This window comes from Streptomyces sp. NPDC048623 (assembly GCF_040650755.1).
Taxonomy (GTDB): Bacteria; Actinomycetota; Actinomycetes; order Streptomycetales; family Streptomycetaceae; genus Streptomyces.
The window spans coordinates 1-16,037 of sequence record NZ_JBEZHV010000011.1; the positions used below are offsets into that span (position 1 = coordinate 1).

The following is a 16,037-nucleotide window of genomic DNA, read 5'->3' on the forward strand; positions in this document are numbered from 1 at the left end:
ACGTCCGCCCCGCCCCCACCGCGGGCCCGCGGGGCCCCGCCCCCAGGGGGGTGTGCCGGGCCCCGTCGCCACCGGAGAGGTGCTCGCTGCCGCTCTTACGGCTGCTGCGCCTGCTCCTGGCTCGGGATGAAACGGCCCGTGCAGGTGGGCGCGTTGTCCTCGGCGCCCTTCTTCTTCGGGAGGGCGGCGCAGGCGAAGACCGCACCGTTGTCCGGGGCCGCGATCAGCGGGGTGTAGACGTCGCGGTCGTAGTGGACGACGTCCGCCTGGGCGGCGCCGTCGGAGTTGTTGACGACGACGGTGGCGCCGACCTCGGCGTAGGAGATCCGGCCCCAGGCGGCCTTGCAGGCGCGGCTGTAGCGCAGCTCGATGACCAGGTCCTTGGGGATGGAGCCGGTGCGGACGGTGACCGCGTCGGCGCCGCAGTTCATCTTCTTCGGGTCGCGGCCCTCGCAGGCCGCGAGGGTGCAGCCGGTCGCCGGGCCCGCGACCTTCACGGCCTGGGTCGGCTTCGGGGCCGACGGCTCGTCGTCGCCGGAGAAGGCGGCGACGGCGTACGCGCCCGCGCCGGCCACCAGGAGGACGGCGAGGACGAGCGAGACCCAGAGGGCGCGGCCGCCGCGGCGGGCGGAGCCGGACTCGGGCTCGGCCTCGGGCCCGGCCTCAGGACCGGACTCGGACTCAGGCTCGGGCCCGGGCTCGACGGCCGCCTCGGGCTCCCTGAGCTCCTTGGGCTCGCTCGGCTCCCCGGGCTCGGCCGGGGCGGTGCGGCGGGCGTCCTCCGCGTCCCAGAGGGCGAGCAGCGGCCCCGGGTCGGTGTCGCAGAGCCTCGCGAGGCTCTCGACGGCGTCGCGGGGCGGGAACTGCTTGCCGTTGACCCAGCGCTCCCACGAGGACTTCGCGTAGTGGGTCTTCTCGCTGAGCTGGGCGAAGCTCGATCCCGACGCCTTCTTCAGCGCGAGCAGTTCCCCCGCAAGGTCAAGGTCTCTGTCCGACCCCGCACCGTCCATCGTGCCCGGTTCTCCCTGTTGTGCATGCCCATGCCAGTCATGGGCACGCACATCCTAGAGCGGCCCCGGAGCCCGCTTTTACATGCATCGCGCATGAGTCGAACGGGCGAACGGGCGAGCGGGCGGACGATCAGGCGCAGCAGTCCGGTTCCAGGCCCCGGGGCAGCCGCTCGCCGCCGAAGACCGCGACCGTCGCCTCCTCGCCGCCGAGCGCCGCCACCGCGAGCAGCAGCGAACCGGCGGTCCAGGTGGTCTGCTCCTCCGGCCAGACCGCACGGTTGCCCTCGAAGACGTAACCCGTCCAGTAGTTGCCGTTCCCCGCCCGCAGGTGCCCGATGGAGGTGAGGATCTCCAGCGCCCGGTCGGATTCGCCCATCGCCCAGAGGGTGAGGGCGAGTTCGCAGCTCTCGCCGCCCGTGACCCAGGGGTTGGGCAGTACGCAGCGCACGCCGAGACCGGGCACGACGAATTCGTCCCACTTCTCGTCGATACGGGTCTTCGCCGCCGCGCCGGTGACCGCGCCGCCGAGCACCGGGTAGTACCAGTCCATCGAATAGCGGGACTTGTCGAGGAAGCGTTCCGGGTGGCTGCGGATCGCGTGGCCGAGCGCGCCCGCCGCCAACTCCCAGTCGGGCTGCGGCTCCTCGCGCTCCTCGGCGATGGCGAGGGCGCAGCGCAGTGCCTGGTGGATCGACGAACTGCCGGTGAGCAGCGCGTCGTCGACCGGCGTGCCGTCGTCCTCGCGCTTCCATCCGATCTGCCCGCCGGGCTGCTGGAGCCCGAGGACGAACTCGACGGCGGCGTACACGACCGGCCACATGCGGTCGAGGAAGGCGTCGTCGCCGGTCGACAGATAGTGGTGCCAGACGCCGACGGCGATGTACGCGACGAAGTTGGACTCGCGGCCGCGGTCGGTGACGTCGTCCGGGTCGCCGTCCCGGTAGGCCGCGTACCAGGAGCCGTCCGGGTTCTGGTGCCGGGCCAGCCACTCGTACGCCCGGCGCGCGGCGGCGTGCTCCCCGGCGGTGTCCAGGGCCATGGCGGCCTCGGTGTGGTCCCACGGGTCGAGGTGGTGCCCGCGGAACCACGGTATGGCGCCGTCCTCGCGCTGCGTGGCGAGGATGCCGGCCACGGTCTCGGCGGCCTGCTCGGCGCTGAGGACACCGGGGAGCACCAGGTGCTCCGCGATCCGCTCGGGAGAGGTCACTTGGCGCCGGCCTCTGCCTTCGCGGCGTCCACGGGGAGGTGCGGCTTGGTCGCGTAGGCCACGAAGCTCTTGCCGACGACCGGGTTGAGCAGCTGCTCGGCGACCCGGGTCACGGCGGGCTTCTTCATGATGTCCCAGACCAGGAGCTTGTGGTACGCGCGGACCGGCAGCGCCTTCTCGTTGTCGACGCCGAAGGCGCACTTGAGCCACCAGTACGGCGCGTGCAGCGCGTGGGCGTGGTGGGTGCCGTACGGCCTGAGGCTGGCCTGGCGCATCTTGGCGAGCAGCTCGTCCGCCTTGTAGATGCGGATGTGGCCGCCCTCGACCTCGTGGTACGCGTCGGAGAGCGCCCAGCAGACCTTCTCCGGGCCGTAGCGCGGGACGGTGATCGCGATCCGGCCGCCCGGCCTGAGGACCCGGACCATCTCGGCGAGCACGCCCTTGTCGTCCGGGATGTGCTCCATGACCTCGGAGATGATGACGACGTCGAAGGACTCGTCGGGGAAGGGCAGGTTGAGCGCGTCGCCCTCCATGGCGGTCGCGGACGCCCCGGCCGGGGCCTCGCCGGCCTCCTTCATGGCGGCGAACCACTTGGCGACCTCGCGGATCTCCTCGCCGTTCTGGTCGAGGGCGACGACCTGGGCGCCGCGCCGGTAGGCCTCGAAGGCGTGCCGGCCCCCGCCGCAGCCCAGGTCGAGCACGCGGTCGCCGGGGGCGAGCGGGAAGCGGGTGAAGTCGACGGTCAGCACGGGGTCTGCCTTTCGGGGGCTGCTACGGGGGCGTGGGGGGCACGATCGTTCAGGAGCGGGTGGCCGCGGCGCGGCCGCGGGGCGCTGCGGCAATGGCTTCGCGGTACAGCTCGGCGGTGCCCTGGGCCGCGCGGGCCCAGGTGAAGTTGGCGAGGACCCGCTCCCGGCCGGCCCGGCCGAGCCGCGCCCGCAGGTCCGCGTCGCCGAGAACCCGTCCGAGCCCAGCGGCCAGCGCCCCCGCGTCGCCCGTCGGCACGGCGAGGCAGGTCTCGCCGTCGGGGCCCGCGACCTCGGGGATCGCGCCGCCGGTGGTGGCGACGAGCGGGGTGCCGGTGGCCATGCCCTCGGCGGCGGGCAGAGAGAAGCCCTCGTAGAGGGAGGGGACGCAGGCGACCTGGGCCGACCGGTAGAGGTCGACGAGCTCGGCGTCGCTGATGCCCTTGACGAAGCGGACGGCGCCGTCGAGCCCGTACCGCTCGATGGCCTGGGCGACCGGCCCGTCCTCGGCGCGCTTGCCGACGACGACCAGGTGCGCGTCGGGCTGCTCGGTGCGCAGCTTGGCGAGCGCCTCGATCAGGTAGACCAGGCCCTTGAGGGGGACGTCGGCGCTGGAGGTGGTGACGATCCGGCCGGGGACCTCGGCGACGGAGGGGTCCGGGGACCACAGGCCGGTGTCGGCGCCGATGTGCACGACCCGGATGCGGTCCTCCCGTACGCCGAGGTGTTCGACGATCTCCTGGCGCGAGGTGCCGGAGACGGTGAGGACGGACGGCAGCCGGCGGGCGACGCGCTTCTGCATGCGGGTGAAGGCGTACCAGCGGCGGACGGAGGCGCGGCGCTTCCAGTCGGTGGCGGCGTCGAGTTCGAGCTGCCGGTCGACGGTGATGGGGTGGTGGATCGTGGTGACGAGGGGGGCGCCGAGGGCGCGGGGGCCGCCGAGGAGTCCGTACCCGAGGGTCTGGTTGTCGTGGACGACGTCGAAGGCGCCGCGGCGGGCGGCGAGCATGCGCCGGGCGCGCAGCGAGAAGGTGAGCGGCTCGGGGAAGCCGCCGGTCCACATGGTGCCGACCTCGACGGCGTCGATCCAGTCCCGGTACTCCTCGCGCTTCGGCGTGCGGAAGGGGTCGGGCTGGCGGTAGAGGTCGAGGCTGGCGATCTCGGTGAGCGGGACGCCCTCGTCCAGGGTGGGGTACGGCTGGGAGCCGATGACCTCCACGCTGTGGCCGAGGCGGGCGAGCTCGCGGGAGAGGTGGCGGACGTAGACGCCCTGGCCACCGCAGAACGGATTCCCCTTGTACGTGAGGAGAGCGATCCGCAACGGACGGTCACCGCCCGGGCCGGCACCCTGTCGGGGGCTTGCCTCTATGGCCTCCGCGGTCAACTGGGACCCCCTTCGAGCGTGCTTTTCGCGGGAGCGTAACCGCCCGCGCTAATCTAGAACAAGTTACAGACTTGATCGTGATCGATCCTTCGAGGAGCACAGAATCTACCGGCAGGTAGCTCCGCCGTGAGATCCGGAACAGGTGATTCGCGCCACGGCGGCCGCACGGCCATACTGTCGCTCCCCCACCGAACGGAAGCCGCACGGAACGGGACCTCATGAGCGTGGAAGACAGACCTGCGTCGCCGCCCCTGACCGAACGCCAGGAGGCCCGCCGACGGCGCATCCTGAGTGCCAGTGCGCAGCTGGCCGGGCGGGGCGGCTTCGACGCCGTGCAGATGCGGGAGGTCGCCGAGGCGGCCGGGGTCGCGCTCGGCACGCTCTACCGCTACTTCCCGTCCAAGATCCATCTCCTGGTCGCCACCATGCAGGACCAGCTCCAGCACATGCACACGACGCTGCGCAAGCGCCCGCCGGCCGGCGACGACCCGGCGGAGCGGGTGGCCGAGACGCTGATGCGGGCCTTCCGGGCGCTGCAGCGCGAGCCGCAGCTCGCGGACGCGATGGTGCGGGCGCTGACCTTCGCGGACCGGAGCGTGAGTCCCGAGGTGGACACGGTGTCGCGGCTGACGACGGCGATCATCCTGGACGCGATGGGCGCCGAGCACCCGACGCCCGAGCAGCTGTCGGCGGTGCGGGTGATCGAGCACACCTGGCACTCGGCGCTGATCACGTGGCTCTCGGGGCGGGCGTCGATCGCACAGGTGAAGATCGACATCGAGACGGTCTGCCGGCTGATCGACCTGACGGCGCCGGGCGACGCCGGTACGGGGGCGAGCGCCGGGGCCGCGCCCGTGCCCGTGAGGGGGCGCGGGCGCGGCTGAGGCCGTACCGCCGAGTCGCGTCAGGAGGTCTTCGCCGGACCGGCGGCCTTGAGCGCCTCCGCGCAGGAGGGCTTGGCGTCGGTGGCGACGAACATGACCAGCTTGAGCGTGCCCATGTTGTGCGCCTTCATCAGCCAGGTCCCCTTGTTGAGGCTCTTGATGGTGGTGCCGGCCTGCTCGAAGCTCTTGCCGGTCGTCCAGCCCTCCTTGCCGAGGGCGGCGACCGTCTCCGCGTAGGACTTCGCCGGGTCGGCGGCCTTCTTGCCGTCGGCGTTCCACATGACCATGCACTTCTCGGCACCGGCCGGGACCGGGTCGCCGGTGGTGTCCTGCTGGAAGCCGGCGCCGGTCGCGGCGGTCTCGATCTCCTGCTTGACGTCGTCCGCCGACAGCTCCTCGCCGCCGTCCGAGCCCGACCCACCGGCCGCCCCGGCGGACGCCGAGCCCGCCGAGGACGACGAGCCGCCCGAACCACCCTTGTCCGACCCGCCGTTGCTCCCGCAGCCCGCGACCAGCAGCACCACACCGGCGGCCGCCGCCACCCGCCCCCAGAGCTTCGCCTGGGGGTACCCCCATCTCGCTTCGCTCACCTTGCGCACAACTCTCCCAAATACGTGCGCACGAAGGCCCCTTGCCCCCGTGACCAAGGGAGTAGTTTTGCATACGGGAACCAGTCCTCCGGCCTCCTCCGGCCCTACTCCTCGGGCGGGAACACCGGCTCGCCGCCGTCCGCGAGGGTGATCGTGATCGCCTCCACCGGGCAGCCCTCGGCCGCCGCGAGCACCCGCTCGTTCGCGTCCGACTCCGGCTCGCGCGGGTGGGACTGGCGGGCGGTGTCGAGACGGAAGCCGTCCGGGGCGTGGTTGACGCACATGCCGGAGCCGATGCAGACGGCGCGGTCGACCTCGACGTGCCAGCGGTCGCCCATCACGCCTCCCCGTACCCGGCCGGCAGGTGGATCATCTTGTGCTCCAGGTACGCGGACAGGCCCTCGGGGCCGAACTCCCGTCCCACGCCGCTGTTCTTGTAGCCGCCGAAGGGGCCGAGCATGTCGAGGCTGAAGGTGTTGACGTTGAAGGTGCCGGTGCGGACCTCGCGCGCGAAGCCGATGCCGCGCTCGACGTCGCCGGTCCAGACGCTGCCGGACAGGCCGTAGTCGGAGTCGTTCGCGATCCGCAGCGCCTCGGCCTCGTCCCCGTACGGCAGAAGGCAGATGACCGGCCCGAAGATCTCCTCGCGGGCGATCCGCATCGAGTTGTCGACGCCGCCGAAGAGGGTCGGCTCGACGTACCAGCCGCGCTCCAGGCCCGCCGGACGGCCGCCGCCGGCGAGCACCTTGGCGCCCTCGGCCTGGCCGATGCCGATGTAGTCGAGCGAGCGCCGCTGCTGGCGCCGGGCGACGAGCGGGCCGACCTGGGTGGCCGGGTCGAGCGGGTCGCCGACCACGAGCGCGCCGGCCGCGGCGGCGAAGGCCTCGGCGATCTCCTCGTAACGGGAGCGCGGGGCGAGGATGCGGGTCTGGGCGACGCACGCCTGCCCGTTGTTCATCCACGCGGCCGGCACGATCCCGGCGACGGCCGTGTCGAGGTCGGCGTCCGGCAGGATCACGGCGGCGGACTTGCCGCCGAGTTCGAGGGTGACCCGGGTGAGGTTGCGGGCGGCGACCTCCATCACGCGCTTGCCGGCGGCGACGGAGCCGGTGAAGGAGACCTTGTCGACGCCGGGGTGCCCGACCAGGTACTCACTGACCTCGCGGTCGGCGGGGAGGATGCTGAGCACCCCCTCCGGCAGCCCGGCCTCCGCCGCGATCTCGCCGAGGATGTACGAGTCGAGCGGCGACTCCGGCGAGGGCTTGAGGATCACCGTGCAGCCGGCGAGCAGCGCGGGCCCGAGCTTGGCGGCGGCGGTGAACTGCGGCACGTTCCACGGCACGACGGCCGCGACCACCCCGACCGGCTCGCGCCGCACGAGCAGCGGCCCGAGGACACCGGTGCGGCGCTCCTCGTACGCGTACGAGCGGGCGACGTTGATCGCCGAGTCCCACACCATCATGGCGCCGAGCGCCTGCGCGAGGACGGACCAGGAGTAGGGCGAGCCGTTCTGCGAGCTGATCGAGCGGGCGATCTCCTCGTGCCGTACGAGGATCGCGTCCTTGATCCGCGAGACGACCTCGATCCGCTCCTCCAGGGTCGTACGCGGCCACGGCCCCTCGTCGAAGGCCCGCCGCGCGGCGGCGACGGCGCGGTCGACGTCGGCCGCGGAGGCGTGCGGGACGCGTCCGATGACCTCCTCGGTGTGCGGGGAGATCACCTCGATGACGTCGCTGCCGAGCGGGTCGGTCAACTCGCCGCCGATGAACAGTTTTCCGTGCTCCACAAGCTCGGTCATGCCCGACTGCCTCCCGGGACCGGCGTGCCGCCGCGCGACACGTGGCGACGTCTCCGACGTTTTCTGACGGTGTCTCAGAACTGATACCAGTTCTAGTTATGCTTGACCAGACGGCGACGAGAGATGAGGCCCCATGACCGAGTCCGGCGAGCAGGTGACGGAACACGGCGGTGGCGTCTGGTCGTTGCGGGTGCCGATTCCCGACAATCCGCTCGGACACACCCTCGTGCATGTCCTCGACACCGACCGCGGGCCCGTGCTCGTCGACACCGGGTGGGACGATCCCGGGTCCTGGGCCGAGCTCACCGCCGGTCTTGCGGCCCTCGGGCTCTCCCCCGCCGACGTGCACGGCGTGGTCGTCACCCACCACCACCCCGACCACCACGGCCTGTCCGGCAGGGTGCGCGAGGCGTCCGGGGCCTGGATCGCCATGCACGCCGCCGACATCGCCGTGGTCCGCCGCACCCGCGAGTCCGCGCCCGGCACCTGGCTCGACTACCTGGCCCGCAAGCTCGCCGCCGTCGGCGCCCCCGAGGAGCAACTCGCACCGCTGCGCGCCGCCCGCGCCGCCGGCGGGCGGATGCGCACCCTGCCCGGGCTGCGCTCCGCGCTGCCCGACCGGGAGATCGTGCCCGGCGAGCTCCTCGACCTGGCCGGCCGCCGGCTGCGCGCCGTGTGGACGCCCGGCCACACCCCCGGCCATGTCTGCCTCCACCTGGAGGAGGAGCACCCCGCCGGCCTGCCCGGCCACGGCCGCCTCTTCTCCGGCGACCACCTCCTGCCCGGGATCAGCCCGCACATCGGCCTGTACGAGGACCCCGACGACGCCACGGTGACCGACCCCCTCGGCGACTACCTCGACTCCCTCGAACGCATCGGCCGCCTCGGCGTCGCCGAGGTCCTCCCCGCCCACCAGCACGCCTTCGCCGACGCCGCCGGCCGGGTCCGCGAGCTCCTCGCCCACCACGAGGAGCGCCTCACCGGCCTGCTCGCCCTCCTCGCCACCCCCCTCACCCCCTGGCAGCTCGCCGAGCGCATGGAGTGGAACCGCCCCTGGGACCGCATCCCGCACGGCTCCCGCAACATCGCCGTCAGCGAGGCCGAGGCGCACGTCCGGCGCCTGGTGAAGCTGGGCCGGGCGGAGGCGGTCGCGGGGACGGACCCGGTGGAGTACGTGGCAGTGTGACGTCACACCGGGCAGGCGGTGCCCGGTGCGGCCGCCGGTGTGACGTACGGCTCCGAGAGCCGCGAGGGCCCGGCCGGTACAGTGGCGGGCGTCGTCATGCCCGTACTGGGGGAAGCCGGTGAAAGTCCGGCACTGACCCGCAGCCGTGAGCCACCGCACCGAGGTGGCGAGTCGGAATGCCCGGTACGGGACGTGAGCACCGGCACCGTCGAGGAATACGGCGCCGGAGGCTGGCCCCCCGGGTGCCGGTGTCCGGTGCCCGCAGGAGAGGGACCCATGATCAGCGTTCGCCGCGCGGCCGCCGCACTCGCGGCCGGTGCCGTGCTCAGCACCACCGCCGCCGCCGGAGTGGCCGTCGCCGCGCCCTCTCCGACCCCCTCCCCCGCCAAGATCCCGGCCGGGCTCTACGGCACGACCGACCCCACCTACGACGGCGTCTGGCGCCAGTCGCTGGCCTTCCTCGCCCAGCGCGGCTCCGGCATCCAGCCCGCCGACCAGGCCGTCGACTGGCTGCTCGGCCAGCAGTGCGTGAACGGCGCCTTCGCCTCGTACCGCCCCGAGCCCGCCAAGGCCTGCGACGCCAAGACGATGCTCGACAGCAACGCCACCGCCGTCGCCGTCCAGGCGCTCGACGCGGTCAAGCGCCAGTCCGCCGACCCGGCGAAGGCCGAGAAGGCGGCCAAGGCGGGCGTCGAGTGGCTCAAGAGCGTCCAGAACAAGGACGGCGGCTGGAGCTTCACCCCCGGCGGCCCCAGCGACGCCAACTCCACCTCCATCGTCATCGGCTCCTTCGCCGCCATCGGCGTCCCGCCCGGCGCGACGAAGTCCGCCGACGGGAAGACCCCGTACGACGCGCTCCTCACCTTCGCCCTGCCGTGCGCGGGCGACGCGGTCAAGGACGGCGGCGCGGGAGCCTTCGCCTACCAGCCCGACAAGACCGGCAAGCTCCTCGCCAACGCCGACGCCACGGCCGCCGCCACCCTGGCCGGCCTCGGCAAGGGCATCACCGCCCGCGGCGCCCAGCCCGAGCAGCCGGCGACCTGCACCGATCTGCCGAAGCCGACCCCCGAGCGGGCCGCCCTGAACGGCGCTTCCTACCTCGCCGGGCAGCTCGCCAAGAGCGGGCACCTCGTCACGCCGCCGATGCCGGGCGCCGCCACCGGCGCCGCCGAGCTCCCCGACTACGGCAACACCGCCGACGCGGTCGTCGCGCTCGCCGCCGCCGGGGCGAAGCAGCAGGCCACCGGCTCCCTCGCCTGGCTGGAGAAGAACGCCGCGGACTGGGCCAAGACCTCCGGCCCGGCCGCCTACGCCCAGCTCGTCTTCGCCGCGCACGCGATGGACACCGACCCGCGCAGCTTCGGCAGCACCGACCTCCTGGAGCAGCTGAACGCCACCGGCCCCGCGCCGAAGGCGCCCGACAACTCGCAGGCGTCCGCGGGCGCGGGCGACGACGAGGGCGGCTTCGACCTGTGGTGGATCATCGGCATCGGCATGGTGGTCGGCGTGGGCATCGGCTTCCTGCTCAGCGGCCGCAACAAGAAGTGAGGGCGGGAGTGGCGGGGGCGGCGGGGCACGTGCGGGCCGGGCAGGTGACGACCGGGCGCGCGCGGACGGCCGACGATGCCGGGGCCGGGACCGGGGCCGAGGCCGGGAACGGGGCCGAGGCCGGAACCGGGACCGAGGCCGGGGCCGGGACCGGGAACCGGACCGGGAACGGGAACCAGAACGGGACCGGAACCGGGGCCGGAGCCAAGACCGGGAACGAGACCGGGAACCGGAACGGGACCGGGAACCGGAACGGGACCGAGACCGGGAGCGGGGCCGAGACCGGCGGCTGGACCCGGCTCGGCGCGCGCTTTGGCCGCGCGCGCCTCGGCACGGGGCTCGCCGTCGGCCTCGGCGCCGCGCTCGTGGCCTTCGCCGTCGCCGCGCCCGCCCAGGCCGCCCCGTCCGGCTACCGCTACTGGTCCTTCTGGGAGAACCGGGGCGCGAGCTGGTCGTACGCCACGCAGGGCCCGGCGACCGCCCGGCCCGCCGACGGCGACGCGGTCGGCTTCCGCTTCGCGGTCAGCCGTGACGCGGCCGACGCGACCCGCCCCTCCACCGCCCCCGACTTCGCCCGGATCTGCTCGGGTGTCGAGCCGAAGGCCGGTACGAAGCGGGTCGCCGTCGTCATCGACTTCGGCGGCGCCGAGGACGCCCCGCCCGGCGAGCGGCCGCCCGCCCCGGCGCTGCGCACCGGCTGCCCGCAGATACGGGAGGACGCGACCGCGGCGGAGGCCCTCGCGGCCGTCGCCAAGCCGCTGCGCTACGACAGCAACGCACTCCTGTGCGGGATCGCCGGCTACCCGGAGCAGGGCTGCGGCGAGCAGGTCGCCCTCCCGGAGGAGAAGCCGACCACCACCGCTACCGCCACCGCCACTTCCGGCAAGGCGGCTTCCGGCTCCGGCTCCGGCTCCGGCTCCGGCGGACCGTCCGTGGGTCTCGTCGTGGGCGGCGCCGCGGTGCTGCTGCTCGGCACGGCGGGCGTCGTGCAGGCCCGCCGCCGTCGCGGATGACCCCGGCGGGATCCACAGGCCCCGGCCTCGTCGCGCGGCTGCGCGCGCCGAGGGCGAGCCGCGCGAACGCGCTGCACCCCGGCGCTTGGTGGCTCTGGGCGCTCGGGCTCGCCGTGGCCGCCTCCCGCACCACCAATCCGCTACTGCTCGGGCTGGTCGTGGGCGGCGCGGGTTACGTGGTGGCCGCGCGCCGTACCGACGCGCCGTGGGCCCGCTCGTACGGCGCGTTCGTGAAGCTGGGACTGGCGGTCGTGGGCATCCGGGTCCTCTTCTCCCTTCTCCTCGGATCGCCGATCCCCGGCGCGCACGAACTGTTCACGCTGCCCGAGGTACCGCTGCCGGACTGGGCGCAGGGCATCCGGATCGGCGGCCGGGTGACCGCCGAGCAGCTGCTCTTCGCGCTGTACGACGGGCTGAAGCTGGCGGCCCTGCTGATCTGCGTGGGCGCGGCGAACGCGCTCGCGAACCCGTCGCGGCTGCTGAAGTCGCTGCCGGGCGCGCTGTACGAGGTGGGGGTCGCCGTGGTCGTCGCGATGACCTTCGCACCGAACCTGGTCGCGGACGTGGTCCGGCTGCGCACCGCGCGCCGACTGCGCGGGCGGCCCACCGGCGGGGTGCGGGCGCTGCTCCAGATCGGCCTGCCGGTGCTCGAAGGCGCCCTTGAGCGCTCGGTGGCGGTGGCGGCGTCGATGGACGCGCGGGGGTACGGGCGCACGGCGCAGGTGCCGCCGTCGGTACGGCGCACGACCAATGTGCTGACCCTGGGCGGGCTGCTCGGGGTGTGCGTGGGCTCGTACGGCCTGCTCGCTTCGCAGGGCGCGGGCTACGGGCTTCCGCTGCTCGTGGCGGGCCTGGTCGCGGCGGTCGCGGGGCTGCGGCTCGGCGGGCGGCGGACGGTACGGACCCGCTACCGGCCGGACCGGTGGGGGGTGCGGGCGTGGCTGGTCGCGGGCTCGGGCATCGCGGTGGCGGCGCTCGTGATCTGGACGGGCGCGGCGGTGCCGGGGGCGATGCGCCCCGGGGTCGTACCGCTGGAGTCGCCCGAGCTGCCGGTGTGGCCGGCGCTGTCCGTCCTCGTGGGCCTGCTGCCCGCGTTCGTGGCCCCGGTGCCGGAGGAGGCTGTCCGTCCATGATCCGCTTCGAGAACGTCTCGGTGACGTACGACGGCGAGTCCGAGCCCACCCTGAAGAACGTGGACCTGACCGTGCCCGAGGGCGAGCTGGTGCTGCTCGTCGGCCCCTCGGGCGTCGGCAAGTCGACCCTGCTCGGCGCGGTGTCCGGCCTCGTCCCGCACTTCACGGGCGGCACGCTGCGGGGGCGCGTGACGGTCGACGGGCGCGACACCCGGACGCATCCGCCGCGCGAGCTCGCGGACGTGGTGGGCACGGTCGGCCAGGACCCGCTCGCGCACTTCGTCACCGACACGGTCGAGGACGAGCTGGCGTACGGCATGGAGTCCCTGGGCCTGGCGCCCGCCGTGATGCGGCGCCGGGTCGAGGAGACCCTGGATCTGCTGGGCCTCGCGGACCTTCGCGACCGGCCGATCGCCACCCTGTCCGGCGGCCAGCAGCAGCGCGTCGCGATCGGCTCCGTCCTGACCCCGCATCCCAAGGTCCTCGTCCTCGACGAACCGACCTCGGCCCTCGACCCCTCGGCGGCGGAGGACGTCCTGGCGGTGCTCCAGCGCCTGGTCCACGACCTGGGCACGACGGTCCTCATGGCGGAGCACCGCCTGGAGCGGGTGGTCCAGTACGCGGACCGCGTGCTGCTCCTGCCGGAGGCCGTCATGGGCCCGCCCGCCGAGATGATGGCGGTCTCCGCCATCCACCCGCCGGTCGTCGCGCTCGGCAGGGTCGCGGGCTGGTCCCCGCTGCCGCTGACGGTGCGGGACGCGCGGAGGGCGGCGGGGCCGCTGAAGCGGGCGCTTGCGGGGCGGGTGCCGGTGCCGGGTGCGGTGGCGGTGCCGGGTGCGGTGGCGGGTGCCGGTGCGCCTGCGGGTGCGGGTGCGCCTGCGGCGGGCCTTCTCCCCCACCCCGCCCCTTCCCGAAACCGGGGGCTCCGCCCCCGGACCCCCGCGCCTCAATCGCCGGCGGGGCTGGATTTCCAGCGGCCGCAGGCCGTAAAGGGGCGGGGTGGGGGACTTCCCCTCTTCGGACGGCGCCGCACCGCACCCGCCCCCGCCGAGCCCGCCCGCCCCCTCGTCGACATCCACCGTCTCGCCGTCCGCCGCGCCCGCATCGAGGCACTCCGCCAGGTCACCCTCCAGGTCGCCGCCGGCGAGACCGTCGCGCTCATGGGGCGCAACGGGGCCGGGAAGTCGACGCTGCTCGGGACGCTCGTGGGGACGGTCACGCCCGTCTCCGGGACCGTGCGGGTCGCGGGGCTGACCCCGCACGCCACCGACCCGCGCCGGCTGATCCGCCACGTCGGGCTCGTACCGCAGGAGCCGCGGGATCTCCTCTACGCGGACACCGTCGCCGCGGAGTGCGAGGCCGCGGACGCGGACGCGGGGGCCGCGCCCGGGAGCTGCCGGGAGCTGGTGTCCGAGCTGGTGCCGGGGGTCGCGGACGACACGCATCCCCGGGATCTGTCCGAGGGGCAGCGGCTGGCGCTCGCGCTGGCCGTGGTCCTGACCGCGAGGCCTCCGCTGCTGCTCCTGGACGAGCCGACCCGGGGCCTGGACTACGCGGCGAAGGCGCGCCTCGTACGCCGGCTGCGGGCGCTCGCCGCCGACGGGCATGCGATCGTGCTCGCCACGCATGACGTGGAGCTGGCGGCGGAGCTGGCGCACCGGGTGGTGATCGTGGCGGGTGGCGAGGTGGTCGCGGACGGGCCGACGGCCGAGGTCGTGGTGTCGTCGCCGGCGTTCTCGCCGCAGGTCGCGAAGGTGCTCGCGCCCGAGCCGTGGCTCACGGTCGAGCAGGTCGAGAAGGCGCTCCGCTCATGACCGCCCCGCACACGCACACGCACACACAGGCCCAGACGCACACGCACACGCCCACGCCCACGCGTCCGCGCACCCGCGCCGCTCGTCCCGTCCGGCTCGGCCCCAAGTCCGTCGCCGCCCTCGCGCTCGTCTCCTTCGTCGGGCTCGTCGCCATCGGCTGGCCGCTCTTCGCCGACCGTGACTCCGCGCTCACCGACCACGCCGCCGACGCCCCCTGGTTCTTCGCCCTGATGCTGCCGCTGCTCATCGGCGTCGTCGTGGCGACCATCGCCGACTGCGGCATGGACGCGAAGGCGGTGGCGATGCTGGGGGTCCTGGCCGCCGTGGGGGCGGCGCTGCGGCCGATCGGGGCGGGGACGGCCGGTCTGGAGCCGATGTTCTTCCTGATGGTGCTGAGCGGACGGGTCCTCGGGCCGGGCTTCGGGTTCGTGCTCGGCGCGGTGACGATGTTCGCGTCGGCGCTGCTCACCGGCGGGGTGGGGCCGTGGCTGCCGACGCAGATGCTGGCCATGGGGTGGTTCGCGATGGGCGCGGGCCTGCTGCCGGGCCCGGACCGGCTGCGCGGCCGGCGCGAGCTGGTGCTGCTCGCCGCGTACGGCTTCGTCGCGGCCTTCGCGTACGGCACGGTGACCAACCTGTACGGATGGGTCACCGTCAGCGGCGGCGGCAACACGGGCACCACAGGCGCCGGGGGCGACGGCGGGATCTTCTTCGTGCCCGGCGATCCGGCCTCCGCCAACCTCGTCCGCTTCCTCGCCTTCGTCCTCACCACCTCCCTCGGCTGGGACCTCGGCCGGGCCCTGCTCACCGTCGTGCTCACCATGACGGTCGGCGGCGCCCTCCTCCGAGCCCTCCGGCGGGCCACCCGGCGGGCGAACTTCGAGGCCCAGGTCACATTCGAGGGGCCCGGAGAGGCCCTCCGGGGTGAGGCGCCTCATAGGACCCAGGTCACGTACGACGCGGAATAGTAGTGCCGGGACGAGCCGCCCAAATCACCCCATAGAGGGGCGTGACCTGCGGAAACAGGGCACCCCGCACGCGGCCCCGCGACCCCCGTCCGCCCCCGTCGGGTCCGAACCTTCCTCGTACCGGGGGTCGTTGCACCGCCCCGCCGGATTTGTTTCTGTAGTGGACGTCGCCAGGCAGCCGGTGCTCAGGGCTTCTCGCCGAGAGCACCACGGCAGACCACCAGGCAGGCCGGATCCCCACCAGTTCCCGGTTCTCCGGGCTCTGGTTCCGGCATGCCGAAATCGCCTGGCGCGACCTTTGCCCCCGACGTTAGGTATGACGTTTTGTTCCGCTCGATCGCCACTCGCGCCGCCTCCCGCAAGAAGACCTTCGCCGTCTCCGCCGCCCTTCTCCTCGGCGCCTCGGGTGCGGTGCTCGGCAGCACGGGTTCGGCCTCGGCCGCCACCCCGCAGGAGATCGCCCGACAGATCGTGCCGCCGTCGCAGTTCGCGTCCTTCAGCAAGATCGTCGAGCACGAGTCCGGCTGGAACGCCTCCGCCACCAACTCCTCCAGCGGCGCCTACGGCCTGGTCCAGGCCCTGCCCGGCTCGAAGATGTCCTCCGCCGGTGCCGACTGGAAGACCAACCCCGCCACCCAGATCAAGTGGGGTCTGAACTACATGAACGAGCGCTACGGCTCCCCGAACGGCGCCTGGGCCTTCTGGCAGTCCCACGGCTGGTACTAAGCCGACCGCCCAGTAGCGCCGCGACGCCAC

At 73.9% G+C, this 16,037-nt stretch carries 15 protein-coding genes and 1 riboswitch; of the genes, 8 read left to right on the forward strand and 7 right to left on the reverse strand.

What is annotated here, in order from left to right; genetic code table 11:
• Nucleotides 1–95: 95 nt before the first annotated feature.
• The 4 genes from AB0C73_RS17625 to AB0C73_RS17640 all read right to left on the reverse strand — a co-directional run bounded on the left by AB0C73_RS17625 (nucleotide 96) and on the right by AB0C73_RS17640 (nucleotide 4,347).
• Nucleotides 96–1,010 carry a DUF2690 domain-containing protein gene (locus AB0C73_RS17625; RefSeq protein ID WP_362530496.1) on the reverse strand — a complete coding sequence of 305 codons (915 nt, stop codon included), beginning with the start codon at nucleotides 1,008–1,010 and terminating at the stop codon, nucleotides 96–98.
• A gap of 130 nt (nucleotides 1,011–1,140) precedes the next feature.
• Nucleotides 1,141–2,217 (reverse strand): prenyltransferase/squalene oxidase repeat-containing protein, encoded by a 1,077-nt coding sequence (locus tag AB0C73_RS17630; protein ID WP_362530498.1) that lies wholly within the window; start codon nucleotides 2,215–2,217, stop codon nucleotides 1,141–1,143.
• On the reverse strand, nucleotides 2,214–2,966 hold the full coding sequence (locus tag AB0C73_RS17635) for a class I SAM-dependent methyltransferase (protein ID WP_362530500.1): 753 nt from the start codon (nucleotides 2,964–2,966) through the stop codon (nucleotides 2,214–2,216). The genes AB0C73_RS17630 and AB0C73_RS17635 overlap by 4 nt, the downstream gene beginning before the upstream one ends.
• A 49-nt stretch (nucleotides 2,967–3,015) precedes the next feature.
• On the reverse strand, nucleotides 3,016–4,347 hold the full coding sequence (locus AB0C73_RS17640; RefSeq protein ID WP_362530502.1) for a glycosyltransferase family 4 protein: 1,332 nt from the start codon (nucleotides 4,345–4,347) through the stop codon (nucleotides 3,016–3,018).
• A 218-nt stretch (nucleotides 4,348–4,565) separates the two neighbouring features.
• Here AB0C73_RS17640 and AB0C73_RS17645 point away from each other — a divergent pair, with 218 nt between their 5' ends.
• Nucleotides 4,566–5,231, forward strand: coding sequence for a TetR family transcriptional regulator (locus AB0C73_RS17645; protein WP_362530504.1), 666 nt, complete (start codon nucleotides 4,566–4,568; stop codon nucleotides 5,229–5,231).
• A gap of 20 nt (nucleotides 5,232–5,251) precedes the next feature.
• Here AB0C73_RS17645 and AB0C73_RS17650 read toward each other — a convergent pair whose 3' ends face one another.
• From AB0C73_RS17650 to AB0C73_RS17660, 3 genes are all read right to left on the reverse strand, one after another.
• Nucleotides 5,252–5,821, reverse strand: coding sequence for a hypothetical protein (locus AB0C73_RS17650; protein WP_362530507.1), 570 nt, complete (start codon nucleotides 5,819–5,821; stop codon nucleotides 5,252–5,254).
• Nucleotides 5,822–5,925: 104 nt separating this feature from the next.
• A complete protein-coding gene (locus tag AB0C73_RS17655) occupies nucleotides 5,926–6,159 on the reverse strand; it encodes a ferredoxin (RefSeq protein WP_362530509.1) in 234 nt (77 codons plus the stop codon).
• Complete coding sequence (locus tag AB0C73_RS17660) at nucleotides 6,159–7,619, reverse strand: aldehyde dehydrogenase (protein WP_362530512.1); 1,461 nt, start codon at nucleotides 7,617–7,619, stop codon at nucleotides 6,159–6,161. Before AB0C73_RS17660 ends, AB0C73_RS17655 begins: the two co-directional genes overlap by 1 nt.
• Nucleotides 7,620–7,752: 133 nt before the next feature.
• On the opposite strand from AB0C73_RS17660, the gene AB0C73_RS17665 reads away from it, so the two are divergent.
• The 7 genes from AB0C73_RS17665 to AB0C73_RS17695 all read left to right on the forward strand — a co-directional run bounded on the left by AB0C73_RS17665 (nucleotide 7,753) and on the right by AB0C73_RS17695 (nucleotide 16,007).
• On the forward strand, nucleotides 7,753–8,805 hold the full coding sequence (locus tag AB0C73_RS17665) for an MBL fold metallo-hydrolase (protein ID WP_362530514.1): 1,053 nt from the start codon (nucleotides 7,753–7,755) through the stop codon (nucleotides 8,803–8,805).
• Between the two features lie 108 nt (nucleotides 8,806–8,913).
• Nucleotides 8,914–8,987: riboswitch (cobalamin riboswitch) on the forward strand.
• Between the two features lie 94 nt (nucleotides 8,988–9,081).
• Nucleotides 9,082–10,353, forward strand: coding sequence for a prenyltransferase/squalene oxidase repeat-containing protein (locus tag AB0C73_RS17670; protein WP_362530517.1), 1,272 nt, complete (start codon nucleotides 9,082–9,084; stop codon nucleotides 10,351–10,353).
• A 365-nt stretch (nucleotides 10,354–10,718) separates the two neighbouring features.
• Nucleotides 10,719–11,366: an SCO2322 family protein gene (locus AB0C73_RS17675; protein WP_362530985.1), complete on the forward strand. Its 648-nt coding sequence runs from the start codon at nucleotides 10,719–10,721 to the stop codon at nucleotides 11,364–11,366.
• Nucleotides 11,363–12,499 (forward strand): energy-coupling factor transporter transmembrane component T, encoded by a 1,137-nt coding sequence (locus AB0C73_RS17680; protein WP_362530520.1) that lies wholly within the window; start codon nucleotides 11,363–11,365, stop codon nucleotides 12,497–12,499. Before AB0C73_RS17675 ends, AB0C73_RS17680 begins: the two co-directional genes overlap by 4 nt.
• A complete protein-coding gene (locus AB0C73_RS17685; protein WP_362530522.1) occupies nucleotides 12,496–14,313 on the forward strand; it encodes an ATP-binding cassette domain-containing protein in 1,818 nt (605 codons plus the stop codon). The genes AB0C73_RS17680 and AB0C73_RS17685 overlap by 4 nt, the downstream gene beginning before the upstream one ends.
• Entirely contained in the window at nucleotides 14,310–15,281 is a 972-nt protein-coding gene (locus tag AB0C73_RS17690) for an ECF transporter S component (protein ID WP_362530525.1), read from the forward strand. The genes AB0C73_RS17685 and AB0C73_RS17690 overlap by 4 nt, the downstream gene beginning before the upstream one ends.
• A 324-nt stretch (nucleotides 15,282–15,605) precedes the next feature.
• The gene (locus AB0C73_RS17695) at nucleotides 15,606–16,007 is read left to right on the forward strand and encodes a transglycosylase SLT domain-containing protein (protein ID WP_362530527.1); all 402 of its coding nucleotides are present in this window, start codon (nucleotides 15,606–15,608) and stop codon (nucleotides 16,005–16,007) included.
• The last annotated feature ends 30 nt before the right edge of the window (nucleotides 16,008–16,037 follow it).

Coding starts and splice junctions, on each gene's coding strand:
- AB0C73_RS17660 (WP_362530512.1), bottom strand. CDS start 7,619: ATGACCGAGCTTGTGGAGCACGGAAAACTGTTCATCGGCGGCGAGTTG.
- AB0C73_RS17690 (WP_362530525.1), top strand. CDS start 14,310: ATGACCGCCCCGCACACGCACACGCACACACAGGCCCAGACGCACACG.
- AB0C73_RS17680 (WP_362530520.1), top strand. CDS start 11,363: ATGACCCCGGCGGGATCCACAGGCCCCGGCCTCGTCGCGCGGCTGCGC.
- AB0C73_RS17670 (WP_362530517.1), top strand. CDS start 9,082: ATGATCAGCGTTCGCCGCGCGGCCGCCGCACTCGCGGCCGGTGCCGTG.
- AB0C73_RS17665 (WP_362530514.1), top strand. CDS start 7,753: ATGACCGAGTCCGGCGAGCAGGTGACGGAACACGGCGGTGGCGTCTGG.
- AB0C73_RS17685 (WP_362530522.1), top strand. CDS start 12,496: ATGATCCGCTTCGAGAACGTCTCGGTGACGTACGACGGCGAGTCCGAG.
- AB0C73_RS17655 (WP_362530509.1), bottom strand. CDS start 6,159: ATGGGCGACCGCTGGCACGTCGAGGTCGACCGCGCCGTCTGCATCGGC.
- AB0C73_RS17625 (WP_362530496.1), bottom strand. CDS start 1,010: ATGGACGGTGCGGGGTCGGACAGAGACCTTGACCTTGCGGGGGAACTG.
- AB0C73_RS17645 (WP_362530504.1), top strand. CDS start 4,566: ATGAGCGTGGAAGACAGACCTGCGTCGCCGCCCCTGACCGAACGCCAG.